The 16,983-nt window shown below is 62.4% G+C and carries 18 protein-coding genes; 12 read left to right on the forward strand and 6 right to left on the reverse strand.

The annotated features are described in order from the left end of the window. Positions 1-10 precede the first annotated feature (10 nt). From ACFX5Q_RS09945 to ACFX5Q_RS09960, 4 genes are all read left to right on the forward strand, one after another. Positions 11-997, forward strand: a complete 987-nt coding sequence (locus ACFX5Q_RS09945; protein ID WP_404277306.1) for a D-2-hydroxyacid dehydrogenase family protein — start codon at positions 11-13, stop codon at positions 995-997. A 1-nt stretch (position 998) separates the two neighbouring features. Next, a complete protein-coding gene (locus ACFX5Q_RS09950; RefSeq protein ID WP_404277307.1) occupies positions 999-1,787 on the forward strand; it encodes an SDR family oxidoreductase in 789 nt (262 codons plus the stop codon). Positions 1,788-1,824: 37 nt separating this feature from the next. Continuing rightward, positions 1,825-3,141, forward strand: a complete 1,317-nt coding sequence (locus tag ACFX5Q_RS09955; protein WP_404277308.1) for an MFS transporter — start codon at positions 1,825-1,827, stop codon at positions 3,139-3,141. Between the two features lie 90 nt (positions 3,142-3,231). Then, a complete protein-coding gene (locus tag ACFX5Q_RS09960; protein ID WP_404277309.1) occupies positions 3,232-3,618 on the forward strand; it encodes a RidA family protein in 387 nt (128 codons plus the stop codon). Between the two features lie 155 nt (positions 3,619-3,773). Here ACFX5Q_RS09960 and ACFX5Q_RS09965 read toward each other — a convergent pair whose 3' ends face one another. Next, positions 3,774-4,577 (reverse strand): L,D-transpeptidase, encoded by an 804-nt coding sequence (locus ACFX5Q_RS09965; RefSeq protein WP_404277310.1) that lies wholly within the window; start codon positions 4,575-4,577, stop codon positions 3,774-3,776. Between the two features lie 199 nt (positions 4,578-4,776). Continuing rightward, positions 4,777-5,439, reverse strand: a complete 663-nt coding sequence (locus ACFX5Q_RS09970; RefSeq protein ID WP_404277311.1) for a haloacid dehalogenase type II — start codon at positions 5,437-5,439, stop codon at positions 4,777-4,779. A gap of 151 nt (positions 5,440-5,590) precedes the next feature. Between ACFX5Q_RS09970 and ACFX5Q_RS09975 the strand changes: the two genes are divergently transcribed. From ACFX5Q_RS09975 to ACFX5Q_RS09990, 4 genes are all read left to right on the forward strand, one after another. Continuing rightward, positions 5,591-6,469, forward strand: coding sequence for a branched-chain amino acid aminotransferase (locus tag ACFX5Q_RS09975; protein ID WP_404277312.1), 879 nt, complete (start codon positions 5,591-5,593; stop codon positions 6,467-6,469). A 201-nt stretch (positions 6,470-6,670) separates the two neighbouring features. Beyond that, positions 6,671-7,270, forward strand: a complete 600-nt coding sequence (locus tag ACFX5Q_RS09980) for a superoxide dismutase (protein WP_404277313.1) — start codon at positions 6,671-6,673, stop codon at positions 7,268-7,270. Between the two features lie 151 nt (positions 7,271-7,421). After that, positions 7,422-7,859, forward strand: coding sequence for a c-type cytochrome (locus tag ACFX5Q_RS09985; protein WP_404277314.1), 438 nt, complete (start codon positions 7,422-7,424; stop codon positions 7,857-7,859). Positions 7,860-7,868: 9 nt separating this feature from the next. Continuing rightward, on the forward strand, positions 7,869-8,819 hold the full coding sequence (locus ACFX5Q_RS09990) for a c-type cytochrome (protein WP_404277315.1): 951 nt from the start codon (positions 7,869-7,871) through the stop codon (positions 8,817-8,819). A gap of 10 nt (positions 8,820-8,829) precedes the next feature. Here the strand turns inward: ACFX5Q_RS09990 and ACFX5Q_RS09995 are convergent, their stop codons facing one another. Together ACFX5Q_RS09995 and ACFX5Q_RS10000 are read right to left on the reverse strand one after the other, a co-directional pair. After that, positions 8,830-9,219 (reverse strand): SET domain-containing protein, encoded by a 390-nt coding sequence (locus ACFX5Q_RS09995; RefSeq protein WP_404277454.1) that lies wholly within the window; start codon positions 9,217-9,219, stop codon positions 8,830-8,832. A 180-nt stretch (positions 9,220-9,399) separates the two neighbouring features. Further along, complete coding sequence (locus tag ACFX5Q_RS10000) at positions 9,400-11,511, reverse strand: S9 family peptidase (RefSeq protein WP_404277316.1); 2,112 nt, start codon at positions 11,509-11,511, stop codon at positions 9,400-9,402. 111 nt (positions 11,512-11,622) lie between these two features. On the opposite strand from ACFX5Q_RS10000, the gene ACFX5Q_RS10005 reads away from it, so the two are divergent. Both ACFX5Q_RS10005 and ACFX5Q_RS10010 read left to right on the forward strand, forming a co-directional pair. After that, the gene (locus ACFX5Q_RS10005) at positions 11,623-11,994 is read left to right on the forward strand and encodes an SH3 domain-containing protein (protein ID WP_404277317.1); all 372 of its coding nucleotides are present in this window, start codon (positions 11,623-11,625) and stop codon (positions 11,992-11,994) included. Positions 11,995-12,408: 414 nt separating this feature from the next. Continuing rightward, positions 12,409-12,834 (forward strand): MucR family transcriptional regulator, encoded by a 426-nt coding sequence (locus ACFX5Q_RS10010; RefSeq protein WP_404277456.1) that lies wholly within the window; start codon positions 12,409-12,411, stop codon positions 12,832-12,834. Between the two features lie 121 nt (positions 12,835-12,955). On the opposite strand, the gene ACFX5Q_RS10015 is transcribed toward ACFX5Q_RS10010, so the two are convergent. Both ACFX5Q_RS10015 and ACFX5Q_RS10020 read right to left on the reverse strand, forming a co-directional pair. Beyond that, the gene (locus tag ACFX5Q_RS10015) at positions 12,956-13,384 is read right to left on the reverse strand and encodes a SufE family protein (RefSeq protein ID WP_404277458.1); all 429 of its coding nucleotides are present in this window, start codon (positions 13,382-13,384) and stop codon (positions 12,956-12,958) included. A 117-nt stretch (positions 13,385-13,501) separates the two neighbouring features. Continuing rightward, positions 13,502-13,882 (reverse strand): DUF5330 domain-containing protein, encoded by a 381-nt coding sequence (locus tag ACFX5Q_RS10020; RefSeq protein ID WP_192183435.1) that lies wholly within the window; start codon positions 13,880-13,882, stop codon positions 13,502-13,504. 525 nt (positions 13,883-14,407) lie between these two features. Here ACFX5Q_RS10020 and ACFX5Q_RS10025 point away from each other — a divergent pair. After that, on the forward strand, positions 14,408-16,138 hold the full coding sequence (locus ACFX5Q_RS10025; protein ID WP_404277318.1) for an ATP-binding protein: 1,731 nt from the start codon (positions 14,408-14,410) through the stop codon (positions 16,136-16,138). Further along, the gene (locus tag ACFX5Q_RS10030) at positions 16,113-16,901 is read left to right on the forward strand and encodes a peptidoglycan-binding protein (RefSeq protein WP_404277319.1); all 789 of its coding nucleotides are present in this window, start codon (positions 16,113-16,115) and stop codon (positions 16,899-16,901) included. The genes ACFX5Q_RS10025 and ACFX5Q_RS10030 overlap by 26 nt, the downstream gene beginning before the upstream one ends. Positions 16,902-16,983: the final 82 nt, after the last annotated feature.

Raw genomic sequence — 16,983 nt, forward strand, 5'->3', positions numbered from 1 at the left:
GGATCATCCAGTGAAAAAGCTTCGCGTCGCCATCATCAACGATTACCAGGACGTGGTCCGGACACTGGACTGCTTTTCCAGGCTGGAAGGTCATGAAATTACCATCTGGACCGATATCGTTGACGACATCGACCTGCTCGCAAATCGTCTGTCCAACGCAGACGTCCTTGTGCTGATGCGCGAGCGGACCAGGATCGATGAAGATCTGCTCAGCCGCCTGCCCAATCTGAAGCTCATCAGCCAGAACGGACACATCCCCCATATCGACCTGGCGGCGTGCGAGAGGCATGGCGTCGTCGTTTCGTCCGCTCTTACGTCGCGCCCGTCTTATTCGACGGTGGAATTTACCTGGGGGCTGATCCTTGCAGCGATGCGCAACATTCCGTTCGAGAGCGCCTCGCTGCGGCAAGGCCATTGGCAGACGACCATCGGGCTCGGCTTGAGAGGCCGTGTCCTGGGCATCTATGGTTTCGGCCGCCTGGGCTCGATGGTGGCGCGCATCGGCAAGGCCTTCGGCATGGATGTGCTGGTTTGGGGTCGCGAGGGCTCGCTCGCTCGCGCCAGGTCCGAGGGGTTTGACACCGCCGCGGACAAGGATTCGCTGTTCAGGCTGTCGGATGTCCTCAGTTTGCATCTGCGGCTGAATGCCGAGACCACCGGTGTGATTGGTCCTGATGACCTGGCCTTGATGAAGCCAACGGCCCTGCTTGTGAACACCAGCCGCGCCGAGTTGATTGAGCCGGGAGCTTTGGTGGCGGCGCTAAAGAATGGCCGACCCGGCAAGGCGGCCGTCGATGTGTTCGAACGCGAGCCGCTCACCAATCCGGACGACGCCTTGCTCAGGCTCCCCAACGCGCTATGCACGCCGCATCTCGGCTACGTCGAACGCGACAATTACGAGTTCGCCTACGGCAACGCGTTCGACCAGATCGTCGCGTTCGCTGAGGGAAGTCCGATCAACTTGCACAACGCCGACGGCTTAAAACAGGATCACTGATATGAACCTCGAACTCGACGGCAAAGTCGTCCTGATAACTGGCGGCAGCAAGGGAATAGGGCTGGCTTGCGCCCGGGCCTTCGGCAGGGAGGGCGCTCGCGTGGTGATTGTCTCGCGCAGCCAGCAGAACCTGGATGCCGCGAAAACAGCACTCGCTGCCGAGGGCCTGTCGGTAGCGAGTTTCGCCGCCGACCTGTCGGACGAGCTTGCGGCAAAGGAAATGGTCGCCGCACTCGAGGATCAGGTGGGTCCGATCGCGTCCCTGGTCAATTCAGCCGGCGGCGCCAGGCGAGTTCCTCCGGACGAACTGACGCCAGACAAGTGGCGTATTGCGATGGACGCGAAATTCTTCACCTACATGAACGTTACGGACTACGTCCTGCCCCTGATGGTGGCACGGCGCGCCGGCACGATCGTCAACATCGTTGGCACCGGCGGCAAAATCGCATCACCCATGCATTTGCCGGGAGGGGCCGCCAACGCGGCGCTGATGCTCGCCTCGGCGGGGCTGGCGGCTGCCTGGGGGCACGCCGGGGTAAGGGTCAACGTCATCAATCCCGCCGCCACCATGACCGAGCGTCTGCAGTTGTCGCTTGAGGTCGAGTCCAAAATGACGGGCAAGACGCCGGAGGAGCTGCTGCGATTGAACGAGCAGCGCATCCCGCTGCGGCGCTACGCAAATCCTGAAGAAGTGGCCGACGCCGCGCTTTTTCTCGCCAGCGTAAGATCCTCCTACGTGACAGGGGCGTCGCTGACCATGGACGGAGGTCTCACTCCATTGGTCGTTTGACCCAGCCTTACAGCAAAGAAAATCACGGGAGGAAAAGATGTTCGCTTGGTACAGGGAGTTGACGGAGCGGGAGCGGAACACCTTCTGGGGTTGCTTCGCCGGCTGGGCAGTCGATGCGATGGACGCGCAACTCTTCAGTTTCGTGCTGCCAATTCTCATTGCGGCCTGGGGAATGACGACGGCGCAGGCCGGCTATCTGGCCACGGCAACGCTGCTCTCCGCGGCGATCGGAGGATGGGCCTGCGGATATCTTGCCGACCGTTTCGGCCGTGCCCGCATCATGCGGTTCACGATCCTGTGGTTCTGCGCCTTCACCTTCCTTGCCGGTTTTGCGCAGGACTTCCAGCAGTTGATGGTCCTGCGCATCATGCAAGGGCTGGGCTTTGGCGGCGAGTGGGCCGCCGGCGCGGTTCTCATGGGCGAGATCATTCGCGCCGAACATCGCGGCAAGGCCGTGGGCACCGTCCAGAGCGGCTTCGGCGTTGGATGGAGCGCTGCCGCCATATTGGCAGGCCTGGTTCTGGCGCATCTGCCCCAGGAGTATGGATGGCGCGTTCTGTTGATGATCGGTGTTCTCCCCGGCCTTCTGGTTCTCTATTTGCGCCGCAAGATCGAGGAGCCGGAGATTTTCGTCAAAACGCGCGCACATGTTGAGAAGACCGGGACTCGTCCGGGATTGGGCGCAATATTCCAGCCGGAAACCTTGCGGATAACGATCCTGTCCTCATTGCTTGCCTTCGGCGTGATTGGCGTTGGCGGTGCGATCGTCAACTGGCTGCCCACCTTCATGAAGACAGTGCGCGAACTGTCGCCGAGCGATTCGGGGTACTACGTGTTCGTGGCGACCGGTGGCTCGTTTTTCGGATTTCTGGCGAGCGCATACCTGTCCGATTATCTGGGACGGCGCCGCACGTTCCAGCTGTTTCTCCTGTGTTCCTGGCTGATCACCATCGCGTACATGTTTTTGCCGCTCTCCGGCTGGCCGCTGGTTGTCCTGGGAGCGCCGTTCGGTTTCTTCACGATCGGAAACTATGCGGCGCTGGGCCCGTTCTTCACCGAGCTGTTCCCCTCCGCCATTCGCGCCAGCGGCCAGAGTTTCGCCTACAATTTCGGCAAGGCGGCAGGCGCGGTAGCCGTGTCCACCATTGGAATACTGGCGCAATACATCACTCTGGCGGAGGCGATCGGCCTGGTTGCGCTGCTGGGCTACAGCATCGCCTTTGCCGCAACCCTCATGCTGCCCGAGACGCGTGGAATTCAACTCACTCCTGGTTATGAGCCTCTCGCGCCGCGCCCCGACAGCGGCGTTTCTTCCCCGCCTGCCGAGGCCGCCGTTGTGCGCGCGAGACGATAGCCGGCTTCGGTTTTGCTCTTGCAGCAACCTTGATTCCTAGACTCGCCACCAGCACCCCACGAACCAGATCTCGCGGAGGATCATCAGACCATGCGCAAGAGCATTTCGGTGAAGGGACTGAGCCACAGGCATCCGGTTCCCAATGCCTGTCGGATTGGCAATATGGTGTTCTCAGGCGCGGTTCACGGGGTGAGCCCGATCACGCACGAGCTGCCCTCCGGCATGGCCGATCAGTCCGCCAATGTTTTTGCCAACATGCTTGCCATCATCGAAGCCGCCGGCGGCAGCGCGGCGGACATCATCAAGGTGGAAATCTATCTCCGTGACAGCAGCGACAGGAATGCCGTGAACCAAGAATGGCTGCGGATGTTTCCTGATCCGCAATCGCGCCCGGCTCGGCACGTTCGGCCATTGCCCCCGGATAGCCCATCTCTGGTGCAATCCGAATTCATTGCCGTCATCGAGGATGTCGCTTGATCTCGGCGCAAAGGCTGGTGTGTGGCTGATAGGCTAGTCCAACAGCACACCGCGAGGTGTGCGTTGCGCACCGACCCACATTCGATGCTGACGTGAGCCACAGGGCGGCGACATTCGCCGCCCTGTACGACGAGCTCAGAAAATCGAATTCGGGATCAGTTCACAGGGCCGAGCAGGGTCGATCCATCCGGGACGCCGGCGTCGATCGGAATAGCCCTGCGGTTCGCCGTCGCCACCATGGGCTGACCGATATTGGCGGTAACGACCACAGGCGTCTTCGAAGGCACGCGGTCGTAGAGGTCGATGATGTCCTGGTTGATCAGGCGAACGCAGCCCGACGATACCGACTTGCCGATCGAATTCCATTCCGGCGAACCGTGCAGGCGATAGAGCGTGTCCTGGTTGCCCTGGAACAGATAGAGCGCGCGTGCGCCGAGCGGGTTCTTGAGCCCGCCGGGCATGCCGCCATTGTCGGCACTGTATTCCTTCAGCTCCGGCTGCCGGGCGACCATCTCGTCCGGCGGCGTCCATTTCGGCCATTTCTGCTTCCACTGGACGACGGCATCTCCCGCCCATTCGAAGCCGGCGCGGCCAAGGCCGACGCCGTAGCGGATCGCCTGGCCGCCCTCACGCACGAGATAGAGGTGGTGGCCGGTCGTATCGACGACGATGGTGCCCGGCCTCTGGCCGGTCGGGTCGGGAACGATCTGGCGCAGGAACTGTGGGTCGATCTTCTGGTACGGTATGGCGGGAACCTCGAAGCCTCCGTCGCTCATCGGACCGTACATCATCGCATAATCGGACAGGGGCGGCTCGACATAGGCCGGCGGTGGCGGCTCGACCGGCTGCTGCCCGATTGTGCCGCAGGCGGAAACCGCGACCGAGGCTGCGCCAAGCGCGGCGGCATTAAGAAAGCCGCGGCGGCTCAGGCGAAGGGAGGACGAATCGGGTGTGAACATGGTTGCCTTTTCTAGGTCTTAGTTTGCAAGATAGCGTGAATGTACCGAGCGTGCGGTCCACCTAACGGTCGGTGGCGATAGGCGGTTCCGATTCTGGCCTGACGGTGGACAAACAAAGGCAAAGCTGTGACTGCCATGCATCTGTTGCCCAACAGCAACAGGCCACGTCACAGGCCTTGAACCATGGGCGGGAGCGGTTTCATCCACCGGTCATCAGACCTTCTAGCGACGGCAGGATCAGTGATGGTGGAAGATCCCGGTATTCGTCGGGCTGGTTGGCGCGGTTGATCCACACCGTGCGGAAGCCGAATTTGGTGGCGCCGGCGACGTCCCAGCGGTTGGAGGACTGGAACGACACCGCCGCCGGGTAGAGACGCCATCCAGTGCTCACCATGTCGTAGACCGACGGATCGGCCTTGAAGCGCCTGACAGTATCGACGGAAAAGACGTCGTCCAGCACCTGGTCGAGCGCCGCCGACTTGACCGCCGCCTCCAGCATCTCAGGCGAGCCGTTGGAGAGGATGGCGAGCTTTGCTCCCGACGCCTTGAGCGCCTTGAGCACGGCCGGCACCTCTGGGTAGCAGTCGAGGCGCCAATAGGCGTCGAGCAGCTTGGTCCGTAGCCCTTTGTCTGCCGAGGGCACCTTGCGAAGTGCGAAATCCAGCGCCTGCTCGGTCAGCTGCCAGAAATCGACATAGGCGCCCATCAGCGTCCTGACCCAGGAATATTCGAGCTGCTTGGCGCGCCAGATTTCGGACAGCAGCTGGCCGTCCGGGCCGATCTGGTCGGCATGGCGTCGCACGGCGGCATGCACGTCGAATAACGTGCCGTAGGCGTCGAAAACATAGGCTGCGTGATGCATGGCGACAGTTTTGAGGCGAGCAGGCAAAAGGCGCAAGCATTGATTGCAAGGCGCTCATGCTGGCCTGAACGATTCTCGGCGATGCCGGTTGACGGCAGCCGTCAAAGCATCTTCCTATGCTGCCCCGGAATATCATTCAGGGAAGCAAGCGATGACACTGGCGGCAGCGGCGCAATCCGTGACATGGACCTTCGTCGACGGCGACTGGCATGAGGGCAATGTCGCCATCCTGGGACCGCGCAGCCACGCTATGTGGCTTGGCACCAGCGTCTTCGACGGCGCCCGCTGGTTCGAAGGCGTCGCGCCCGACCTCGAGCTTCATGCAGCGCGGGTGAATGCGTCGGCGATCGCGCTCGGCTTGAAACCCACCATGACCACCGACAAGATCGTCGGGCTGACCTGGGACGGGTTGAAGAAGTTCGACGGCAAGACCGCGGTCTACATCAGGCCGATGTACTGGGCCGAGCACGGCGGCTACATGGGCGTGCCGGCCGATCCGGCCTCGACCCGCTTCTGCCTCTGCCTCTACGAATCGCCGATGATCTCGCCGGCGGGTTTTTCGGTCTCCGTGTCGCCGTTCCGGCGGCCGACCATCGAGACCATGCCGACCAACGCCAAGGCCGGCTGCCTCTATCCCAACAACGGCCGCGCCATCCTCGAAGCCAAGATGCGCGGCTTCGACAATGCGCTGGTGCTGGACATGCTGGGCAATGTCGCCGAGACCGGAACCTCGAACATTTTCCTGGTTAAGGACGGCCATGTGCTGACGCCGGCCGCTAACGGCACCTTCCTGTCCGGCATCACCCGTTCGCGCACCATAAACCTGCTCGGCGACTATGGTTTCAAGACCACCGAAAAGACGCTGTCGGTGCGCGACTTCCTCGAGGCGGACGAGATCTTCTCGACCGGCAACCATTCCAAGGTCGTGCCGATCACCCGTATCGAGGAGCGCAACCTCCAGCCGGGGCCGGTGGCCAAGAAGGCGCGCGAACTCTATTGGGACTGGGCGCATTCGACGTCCGCCGCCTGAGCCGCCAGGCGACTTGCGGCGGGCTACTTCGCTTGCCCGCCGTTTGTTTTGACGCAGGGTCCATTCGCAAAACCGTGTGACAGTTTTCCGGAACCTCTCTAGAAAGGGAACCGGCGCTTCATTCCGGAGTTGTCCCTAATCATTCCAGACCTATGTTAGTCCGGTATCGACACCGGATTTTTCCATGAGGGAGTACCATCCATGGCTTTCGAATTGCCCGCTCTGCCGTACGACTACGAGGCGCTCCAGCCTTACATGTCGAAGGAGACGCTGGAATACCACCACGACAAGCACCACAAGGCGTATGTCGACAACGGCAACAAGCTGGCCGCCGAGGCCGGGATGGGCGACCTGTCGGTCGAGGACGTGGTGAAGCAGTCCTTCGGCAAGAATGCCGGGCTCTTCAACAACGCCGCCCAGCACTACAACCACATCCATTTCTGGAAGTGGATGAAGAAGGGCGGCGGCGGCGGCAACAAGCTGCCGGGCGCGCTGCAGAAGGCCTTCGACAGCGACCTTGGCGGCTACGACAAGTTCAAGGCGGACTTCGTCGCCGCCGGCACCACCCAGTTCGGCTCGGGCTGGGCCTGGGTTTCGGTCAAGGACGGCAAGCTGACGATCTCGAAGACGCCGAACGGCGAGAACCCGCTGGTCCATGGCGCCACGCCGATCCTCGGCGTCGACGTCTGGGAGCACTCCTATTACATCGACTACCGCAATGCCCGGCCGAAGTACCTCGAGGCCTTCGTCGACAGTCTCATCAACTGGGACCACGTCCTCGAACTCTACGAAAAAGCCTGATCGCACTTTTGAAAAGCCCCGGTCGACCGGGGCTTTTCTTTTTCGGCGCTGAAGCAGCGTCAACAAAATTGCACCTGGGGGAGGGGAATATTCAGGCCATCCACGCCGTTATTGTTTTGTCTCGAACTATCTTCACCATGGAGCCAATTGAATGAGAAAGCTTGTCATCGCCATCTCTATGCTCGCCTTTGCCGGTTCGGCGGCGTTTGCCGACCCGATCATGGATCGCCAGGCCCTGATGAAGGAACGTGGAAAGATTGCCGGCGGATTGTCGAAAGTGGTCAAGGGTGAGGAGGCTTTCGATGCTGCCGCCGTGCTGACTGCGTTGCAGTCGCTGCAGGCGAATGCCGAGAAACTTGACGTCGATGCCCTCTTCCCGGCCGGCAGCGACAAGGGCGACACCAAGGCGTCGCCGAAGATCTGGGAAGACACGGCCGGCTTCAAGGCGGCCAACGATAAATATGTCGCCGACGTCAAGGCGGCGGTCGCGGCCGCCCCCGCCGATGTCGATGCCCTGAAGGCGCAGTTCAACACCATCGGCGGTGATTGCGGCACCTGCCACGAGGGATACAGGATCAAGAAGGGCTGACGGCGGGCAATGCCCTTGCTGAAAAAGCTCATCGGCGCCGCCCTCGTTCTGGGCGGCGTCGGCGCTGTTGCCGCGTGGTTTATGTCGGCGCCGGTCAGGCTCGACGCTGAAACCGTGGCGCAGCTCGGTCCCGGCGATGCCGCCAGGGGCAAACGCATCTTCTATGCCGGCGGCTGCACCTCCTGTCATGCCAAGCCCGGCTCGCAAGGCGAGGCGCGTCTGCAACTGGCCGGTGGTCTTCAGCTCAAGACGCCGTTCGGCACTTTCGTGCCGCCGAATATTTCGCAGAATGCCAAGGACGGCATTGGCGCCTGGACGGAGGAAGACCTGGCCAACGCCATGCTGAACGGCGTCTCGCCGGGCGGCGAGCACTTCTATCCGGCGTTTCCCTACGCCTCCTACGCCCGCATGAAACCATCTGATATTGCCGACCTCTACGCCTTCCTGAAGACGCTTCCGGCGGTGGCCGGCAAGGCGCCGGGCCATACGCTCGGCTTCCCCTTCAACATCCGCCGCGGCATTGGCCTGTGGAAGCTGCTCTATCTCAGCCCGCAGCCGGTGATCGCTTTGCCTGAAGGCACGCCGGACAAGGTGATGGCGGGCCGCTATCTGGTCGAGGGGCCAGGCCATTGCGGCGAATGCCACACGCCGCGCGATCTTGCGGGAGGAACGAAGAAGGCCGAGTGGCTGGCGGGTGCGACTGCCGCCGAAGGCAGCGGTATCGTGCCCAACGTCACCTCGGGCGAGGGCGGCATCGGTGACTGGTCGGATGCCGACATCGCCAACTATCTCGAAACCGGCTTCACACCGGACTTCGATTCTGTTGGCGGCGCAATGGTCGACGTGCAAAGGAACATGGCCCAATTGACGCCCGAGGACCGCGCGGCCATCGCCGCCTATCTCAAGGCGGCCCCGCCGCATCCCAACGGCTATCCCGCACGCAAAAAGCCGGCGGGCTGATCAGCGCAATTTACGGGTGGCGGTCCCCGAGGAAATCGAAGCCGCTGTCGAAGAAGTGATTGTAGTCGCAGGTCAATTCCTCGCCGGGCGCGATGTCGCGCAACGCATAAGTCTCCTCGGGCGAGGAGACGTCGCAGTTCGGTTCATCGGCATGGTTCATGTAGCGCGCGTCATCGGCTTCGAAGACGATGTATCCGGGGTTGCGCCGATCAGGATAGGAGTAGCGGTCGAGATAGCCCTTCACCGGCCCGGTCTCACCCTCATAGGTGTCGACCTCGATCAGCCGGTCAAACCGGGGGTCGAGCTTCCAGACCAGCGTGCCCCGTGGAATGTGTTTCTTGGCGAAGACGCCGATGCCCTGGATGGACGATTTGTCGAGATAGACGTCGACGAGCAGCATGGCGGACCCTTGCGAGGTTGTGACGGGCAGGTGCGGCTCTGAAAAGCCGAGCATTGGGTAGCGCGCGGCGATGCCAATTGCGAGCGGAAAATCAGCGGCGCTTGCCGCTCATTCAAAGCTTCGAAAAAGGTCATGCGCAAATCAAAAAATCATTACCCAAGGCGGGGCATCGCATCGCATTCACCCGGCCAGATCGGCCTTGCCTGTCACCTTGAGCGCGAAGGCATAGGTGTAGGCGATCTCCTCCAGCCTGGAAAACCGACCGGAGGCGCCGGCATGGCCTGAGTCCATGTTGATCTTGAACAGCACCGGGTTGTCGCCGCTCTTGCGCTCGCGCAACCGCGCCACCCATTTGGCCGGCTCCCAATAGGTGACGCGCGGGTCGGTTAGCCCCGCCAGCGCCAGGATCGGCGGATAGTCGAGCGCCGCCACATTGTCATAGGGCGAATAGGCAGAGATGGTCCGGTAGTCCTCCACCGATGCGATCGGATTGCCCCATTCCGGCCATTCCGGCGGCGTCAGCGGCAGCGTCGCGTCGAGCATGGTGGTGAGCACATCGACGAACGGAACCTCGGCGACGATGCCGCCAAAACACTCCGGCGCCATGTTGGCGATCGCCCCCATCAGCATGCCGCCGGCCGAGCCGCCTTGCGCGACGATACGGTCATGCGCGGTGTAGCGCTCGGCCACGAGATGGCGGGCGCAGGCGATGAAATCCGTGAAGGTGTTCATCTTGTGCTGCCGCTTGCCGTCGTCGTACCAGCCATAGCCCTTGTCCTTGCCGCCGCGGACATGGGCAATCGCATAGACGAAGCCGCGATCGACCAGTGACAGGCAATTGGTGTTGAAGGCAGCCGGCACGGTGATGCCATAGGAGCCGTAGCCGTAGAGCAGGCAAGGTGCTGTGCCGTCGAGCGGCGTGTCGCGGTGATGGATCAGCGAGATCGGCACCAGTTCGCCGTCGGCGGCAGGCGCCATCAGACGGCGCGTGACATAGTGGGCCGGGTCGTGGCCGGACGGCACTTCCTGGGTCTTCAGCAGCACCCGCTCGCGGGTGCGCATATTGTAGTCGAAGATCTGCGCCGGCGTCGTCATCGACGAATAGGTAAAGCGCATGAACTCGGTGTCGTATTCATAGGATCCGGACAGGCCAAGCGAAAAGGCCTCCTCGTCGAACGAGATGAGATGTTCCTCACCGCTCTTGCGGTCGCGCACGACGATGCGCGGCAGGCCTTCCTTGCGCTCGAGACGGACCATATGGTCCTTGAAGCCGATCACCGACAGGATCAGCCGGCCGGCTTCGTGCGGCACCAGCTCCTGCCAGTTGGCGCGCACCGGGTCGCCGGCCGGCGCCGTCATGATCTTGAAATCCTTGGCGCCGTCGGCATTGGTCAGGATGAAGAAGACGTCGCCGCCTTCCTCGAGATCGTATTGCAGGCCGCTTTCGCGCGCTGCCACCAGCTTCGGCTTGGCAAGCGGATCGCCGGCGCGCATCAGCCGGTATTCGGATGTCTCGTGATCGTTGATGCCGATCAGGATCCACTCGTTGGAGCGCGTGCCGCCGACATCCATGAAGAAACCGGGATCGGTTTCCTCATAGACCAACCGGTCGTTTTCGGTTCCGTCGCCAAGCGCGTGGAACAACACCTTGGACGGGCGATGGTTGGAATCGAGGCGGGTGTAGAAGAAGCCGCTGTCGCCGGCATCCCAGACACCGCCGCCGCCCGTATCGGGGATCTGGTCCGTCAGTTCCTTGCCGCTGGCGAGATCGCGTACGCGAAGCGTGAAGAATTCAGAGCCCTTGTCGTCGAACGCCCATAGCAGCTTCCCGTGGTCGGCCGAATGGTCGACGCCACCGAGCCGGAAATAGGCCTTGCCCTCGGCTTCGGCGTCGCCGTCGAGCAGGATCTGCTCGTCGCCGCCATCGCGCGGCGTGCGGAAATATCGCGGCTGCTCGCCGCCGAGCTTGAAGGACGAGCCGTAGGCGTAAGAGCCATCCTTCATCGGCACGGTGGAGTCGTCCTCCTTGATGCGTCCCTTCATCTCGGCGAAGAGCCGCTTGCGCAGCGGGGCCATATCGGCCGTCAGCGTTGCCTGGTAGGCGTTCTCGGCTTCGAGGTGAGCGCGGATGTCGCCGTCGAGAAGGGAAGGATCCCTGAACATCGCCTGCCAGTTATCGGCGCGCAGCCAGCCATAGTCGTCGGTGCGGGTGAAGCCGTGATGCGTGTCGAAGACAGGCCGTTTCTCGGGCTGCGGCGGGCTGGCGGTCGGAAAGGCTGGTGTCCTGGTCATTGCGTCTCGCTGGGAAGTTGTTTGAATGGCAAATGAACACGCCGACCAGCACCGGTTCAAGGGCAGGACGGCAGGATGAGGGCGGCTCTCAGGAGATGGGCCGGAGGAGGGATGATGAAGTTCCATATTCGCACCGCTGCGGCTCTCGCCGTTGCTTCGACTGTTCTGGCCTTCACCGGTCAGTCTCATGCAACCGTCTTCGCGGCTTGGCAAGTGGCCAACGTGCCGTTCGGCGACACGCTCAACGCGCGCAAATATCCATCAGGTGAATCGCAGAAGCAGGCCGCCTATCCCAACGGGACAGTCTTGCAGATGACCGGCAAATGCACCGGCGGCATAAACCTGCTTGATATTGCCGGTCAGCCGCACTGGAGGCAGGAACAGAAGATCCGCTATCGCTGGTGCGAAATCTGGCATGATCCGGCGCAGAACGGCCATTTCGTCACCGGGTGGGTCTATGGGAAGTACATCACGCCCTATTGACCGGCCCTGGTTTCCTGCGGCTCAGTCACACGCATCAGTAATGCGCTGCAACCCATGATTTCATTAGAATCGGGAAACCTTTCGACCTGTTTCCGGTCAAGCAAAGCCCAAGCATTCGCTCCTTTTAGCTGTTGCTGCTGATGTAACGGAGGCCTGACGTCGCGTCAGCCGGCGCTGGTCGGGTCAGAAAAATCTCGCTAAGTTACGCAGCGCACGAAATTTTGAAGCTGAACAGCGAATATTTGATTACTATCGCTGAATATAGCGTAATATGCGAATTGACTTACTTGGTTCGCGGGCTCATTAAGATTCCCCGACGCGAATCGCAGGGTCACTCACCTGCATGAAAATTCGCGCGATGCCCGGCCAAAAAAGGGCGCAGTTAGAAACAACTCTCGTTGGGGCCTGAATATGATGGATATCGTCGAAACACCTTCCAGAAACAGCGATGCGCTGATCGAGCTGACCGCCGATGTGGTGGCCGCCTATGTCAGCAACAACCCCGTGCCGGTTGGCGAACTGCCGAACCTTATCGCCGATGTCCATGCCGCTCTCGGGCGCGTGGGCGGAGCCACCGAGGCGCCTGTCGCCGACAAGCAGAAGCCTGCGGTGAACCCGAAGCGCTCCGTCCATGACGACTACATCGTCTGTCTCGAGGACGGCAAGAAGTTCAAGTCGCTGAAGCGCCACCTGATGACCCACTACAATCTGACTCCCGATGAATACCGCGAGAAGTGGGGTCTGGACGCGAGCTATCCGATGGTTGCTCCGAACTATGCCGCGGCTCGCTCGCAGCTTGCCAAGAAGATGGGTCTCGGCCGCAAACGCAAGGGCCGCTGATACTGGTCTTTGCTGATTTCGTTTCGACGACAGACGGCGCCTGCGGGCGCCGTTTTGCTTTGAATGGATTTGTCTGTGTCCGCCGGCAGACGAACAGTCCATCATACCGGCCTATGTCCGGTTAGGCGGTCAGCTTCAGCGCCGCATCGGCGTCGCGCTTGATGCGCTTGACCATCGAGCGGAGGCCGTTGGCGCGCTGCGGCGATAGGTGCTCGTCGAGGCCGAGGCCCTTCAGCGTCGCTTCCGCGTCGGTCTCCCGGATTTCGCTCGCCGGCCGTCCCGAAAACAGCGCCAGCATGATGGCGACCAGACCACGCACGATATGGGCGTCGGAATCGCCCTTGAAAGAGATGACCGGATCGGCGCCCGGTCCCTGTTCGGTGGTCAGCCAGACCTGGCTGACGCAGCCCGGCACCTTGTTGGCGGGGCTACGCTCGGCATCGGGAAATGGCGGCAGCGCTTCGCCCAGTTCGATCACATAGCGATAACGGTCTTCCCACTCGTCGAGCAGGGAAAAGTCGTCGCGGATCGTCTGGATCGTCGTCGTCATCATACCGGATATAGTCATCCGGCACTGTCGCGTCACGGAAAAAGAAGAAAAACACCGCAGGCGTCGAGAGGTCGGACGCGCCTGCGGTGTCGCCAAGATCTGCGGCAGGAAAAGGTCTCAGTTGGTCGTCGGCAGTCTTACAGGTATCTCGACTGTCGCCGGCAGGACGATAGTCTCGGCCACACTGCCGGTGGCAACCGTGGTGTCGGGTCCGGCAGCCTGCTGATCGCTTGCCTGCTGGTCGTCCAGCATGGCGGCCGCGATCTTGGCGGTCTCCTTGGCCCGGGCGGTAATCGTGTGCATGGCGGATTTGCCGGTCTCGCAGACATCGGGTTTGCGCTCGCAAATGCCGGCGATGTCGCCGACCGCTTCGCGCGCCGCAAACAGGGCCTGGATCGGTCCGACGCTCTCGTGACCGGCCTCGTCGGTGCCGACATTCAGCGGCAGCGCCAGCAGCACCAGCGAGAACCAGAAAGCCGCCCTTATAAGAAAGCCCATCGCAATGCCCTCTCGTCCGTGACCGGGTCATGCATCCGTCGGCATGACCTCTTTTATGGGCAGTATGGTGGCACACCCGCGCAAAGGACGGCTTGCGCTGAAACCGAGGATTTTCCTCAAATTTTAGGCAAATTCGAAACGATTGGTTTTGCAATCGATTTGACTTGAAAGCTGTCGATTTTTTTCATCAAGCAGTAACCATGCATCTATTTGATTTTTATGAATATTCTCGGGCACGGAGTGACGCTGCCAGCCTGGGCCGAAGGCACGGCGGCGCCCGATCCGCATAACGCTCCATTTACCATGACGGCAGATCGCCTGCGCCGGCGTCCCGATATTTGCCGCGGGCCTGGCGTCGGCCGGGTCCTGCCTTATCCATTCCTTAAACGCTCAATGCGAGTTTCAGATCAATAAGAGCGACCTGCAAAAAGCAGGGCAAATTCACGACCGGGTGCGAGTGCGTTGAGTTCGATTACGGCCAGATACGTCGAATTGCCTGGCGCGATAGCGGCCGGCTGCGAACGTATGGTTCATCCGACCATCACCGTGCCGGATGAGCGCTTGCGCCAGCGCCGGTTCATCGGCGTCATGCTGGCAGCCCCCTTCCTTGCCGCAGGCGCCGCGGTGACGCTGGTCACCTCCAGCCTCGGCGCGGCCGTCACCGTGGCTGCGATCTTCGCTGCCTTCGGCCTGTGCTGGTTCGCCGCCTTGCTTGTCGCCGCGACGGGGCGGATGGCCTTGGCCGGCCAGGCGGCGCTCGCGATGGGCGGCCTCGCGCTTACCGGAGCGATCTTTGCGGCAGGCGGCCTGGCCTCACCGATTGCCCTGTTTGCCGTGGCATTGCCGTTCGAAGCCTGGTGGATCGGCGGATCGAGGCGCGCTGGCCTGTGGGGTGCGCTATGCGCTCTCGCAGCGATCCTGCTGCAGCCCTTTGCCGGTCCCATCCTGCCGCTCGGGCCGTCGCAAATAGCCGCCTGGCACTGGCTTCTGCCGCTGGCCTGGGCGTTGACGCTGGCTGTGCGGCTGACGGCGCTGCGCAACCCGGCTAACGCTGGGCATGCGACCCCTGCCGGCGACCATCTCGAGGATATGATCGATGCGGTCGTCCTGCGCGTTGCCAGGCATGGCGAGGTGCTGGATGCCTCGGCCAGGGCGCGCAGCATTCTGAAGCTGCCGCCGGAGCTTCTGTTCGGCGCCGGCCTGTTCGAGCGCGTCCATCTTTCCGACCGCGTCGCCTACCTCAGCGCGCTCGCCGACATGCGCGACGGGGCCGTGGCGCGGCGGGTCGACCTGCGCGTCCGGCTGCCGCGCGACGGCGCTTCGTCCGACAATTTCAGGCCGTTCCGCCTCGACCTGATGCGGGCCGAGCATCAGCAGGATGCGTTCACGCTGCTGCTGCGCGAAAACGACGACGTCGCCGGGCTGCGCGAAGAGCTTGCCGCGGCAAAAGAGGCGACCGCGGCCGCCGAAGTGGCCAAGGGCCGCTTCCTGGCGGTGGTCAGCCACGAGCTTCGCACGCCTTTGAATGCCATCATCGGCTTTTCCGACATGCTGCTGCATGAAATGTTCGGCGCCTTCAAGGATCCGCGCCAGAAGGAATATGTCGGCTTGGTCAGGGACTCCGGCCAGCATCTGCTCGGCGTCGTCACCTCGATTCTCGATGTCTCCAGGATCGAGGCCGGCGCCTACGCGACCGAGCTGGAACCGTTCCGTTTCGTCGAAGCGGTCGACATGTGCCGGTCGATGATGCAGTTGCAGGCCGAGGCCAAGAGCATCCGCCTTACGACGCAGATCGCCCCCGACTCTGGCGAGATCAATGCCGATCGCCGCGCCGTGCAGCAGATCCTGATCAACCTCGTCTCCAACGCCATCAAGTTCACGCCCGATGGCGGTGACGTGCTCGTCGGCGCCAAGCGGGTCGGCTCGCGGCTGCATTTCTGGGTCAGCGACACCGGCATCGGCATTGCCGAGGAGGATTTTGAAAATCTCGGCAAGCCGTTCATGCAGATCCAGAACGACTATACGCGCCGCTTCGAGGGAACCGGTCTCGGCCTGTCGCTGGTCAAGGGCCTGGTGGCGCTGCACGACGGCACGATGTCGATCGAGAGCATGCTGGGCGAGGGCACCACGGTGACGATCAGCCTGCCGGTGAACGGGCCGAAGGGACGTTCGAAGGGCAAGGACGGCGGCGTGCTGGCAATGCCCGCGGTGATGACGAAGGGGGACAGGAATGGCTCGCTCCGCAAAACAGGCTAAGGCGGTCAAGCGCCGCGGCAGTGCCTTCGAGGACGGCGCGATGGCCGTCGGCGGCATGATCTCGCGCAACCCTGTCCTGGTCGGCGGCTCGACCGCCTTCCTGGTCACGTTGTTCTACGTCTCGGCCAATGCGCTCTGGTACCAGCCGTTTCCGCATGCCGGCGCGTTCTTTGCCACCAGGAGCATCGAGGACTTTCCGCGCACAGGCTCAGACGAGCCCGAAACCACCATCAACATCGTGCGTCCGGCGCCGGTCAAAAGCGACCCGACAATCGAAGAGGTCCAGGGCATATTGAAGGACCTCGATTTCTACTCCGGCACCGTCGACGGCATTTCCGGTCCCAACACGCGCAAAGCCATCCAGGCCTACCAGCAGAAAGTCGGTCTGCCGGCCTCGGGCGAAATCGACGCCGTGCTGCTCGATCAGCTCGGCGCCAGGCAGACGACAGCGGCCATTCCGCATCCGGTGCCGAGGCCCGTGGACACCGCTGCCGCCGCCCCGGCCGTCGCCGATCCGACGCCCGCACCCATCCCGGCCTCCGCGCCCTCCAATGCAGAGGCTCAGGCGCCCGATGCCCGCATTATCAAGATCCAGGCCGGGCTGAAGGCATTCGGCAATGACGACATGCAGCTCGACGGCGTCGTCGGCGCCCGCACCAAGGCGGCGATCAAGGAATTCCAGTCGCTCTTCGGACTGCCCGAAACCGGCGAGCCCGACGAGCTCGTCTACGTCAAGATGCGCGAGATCGGCCTGACCAACTGACCCTGGGGGCAGTGGCTGACCGAACCGTTCCTGTTTCCGGCGCGATGCTGTAAGGAGCCGCGCATGTCGACCGGAAACCTCC

Source organism: Mesorhizobium sp. IMUNJ 23033 (assembly GCF_044778005.1).
GTDB lineage: Bacteria > Pseudomonadota > Alphaproteobacteria > Rhizobiales > Rhizobiaceae > Mesorhizobium > Mesorhizobium amorphae_A.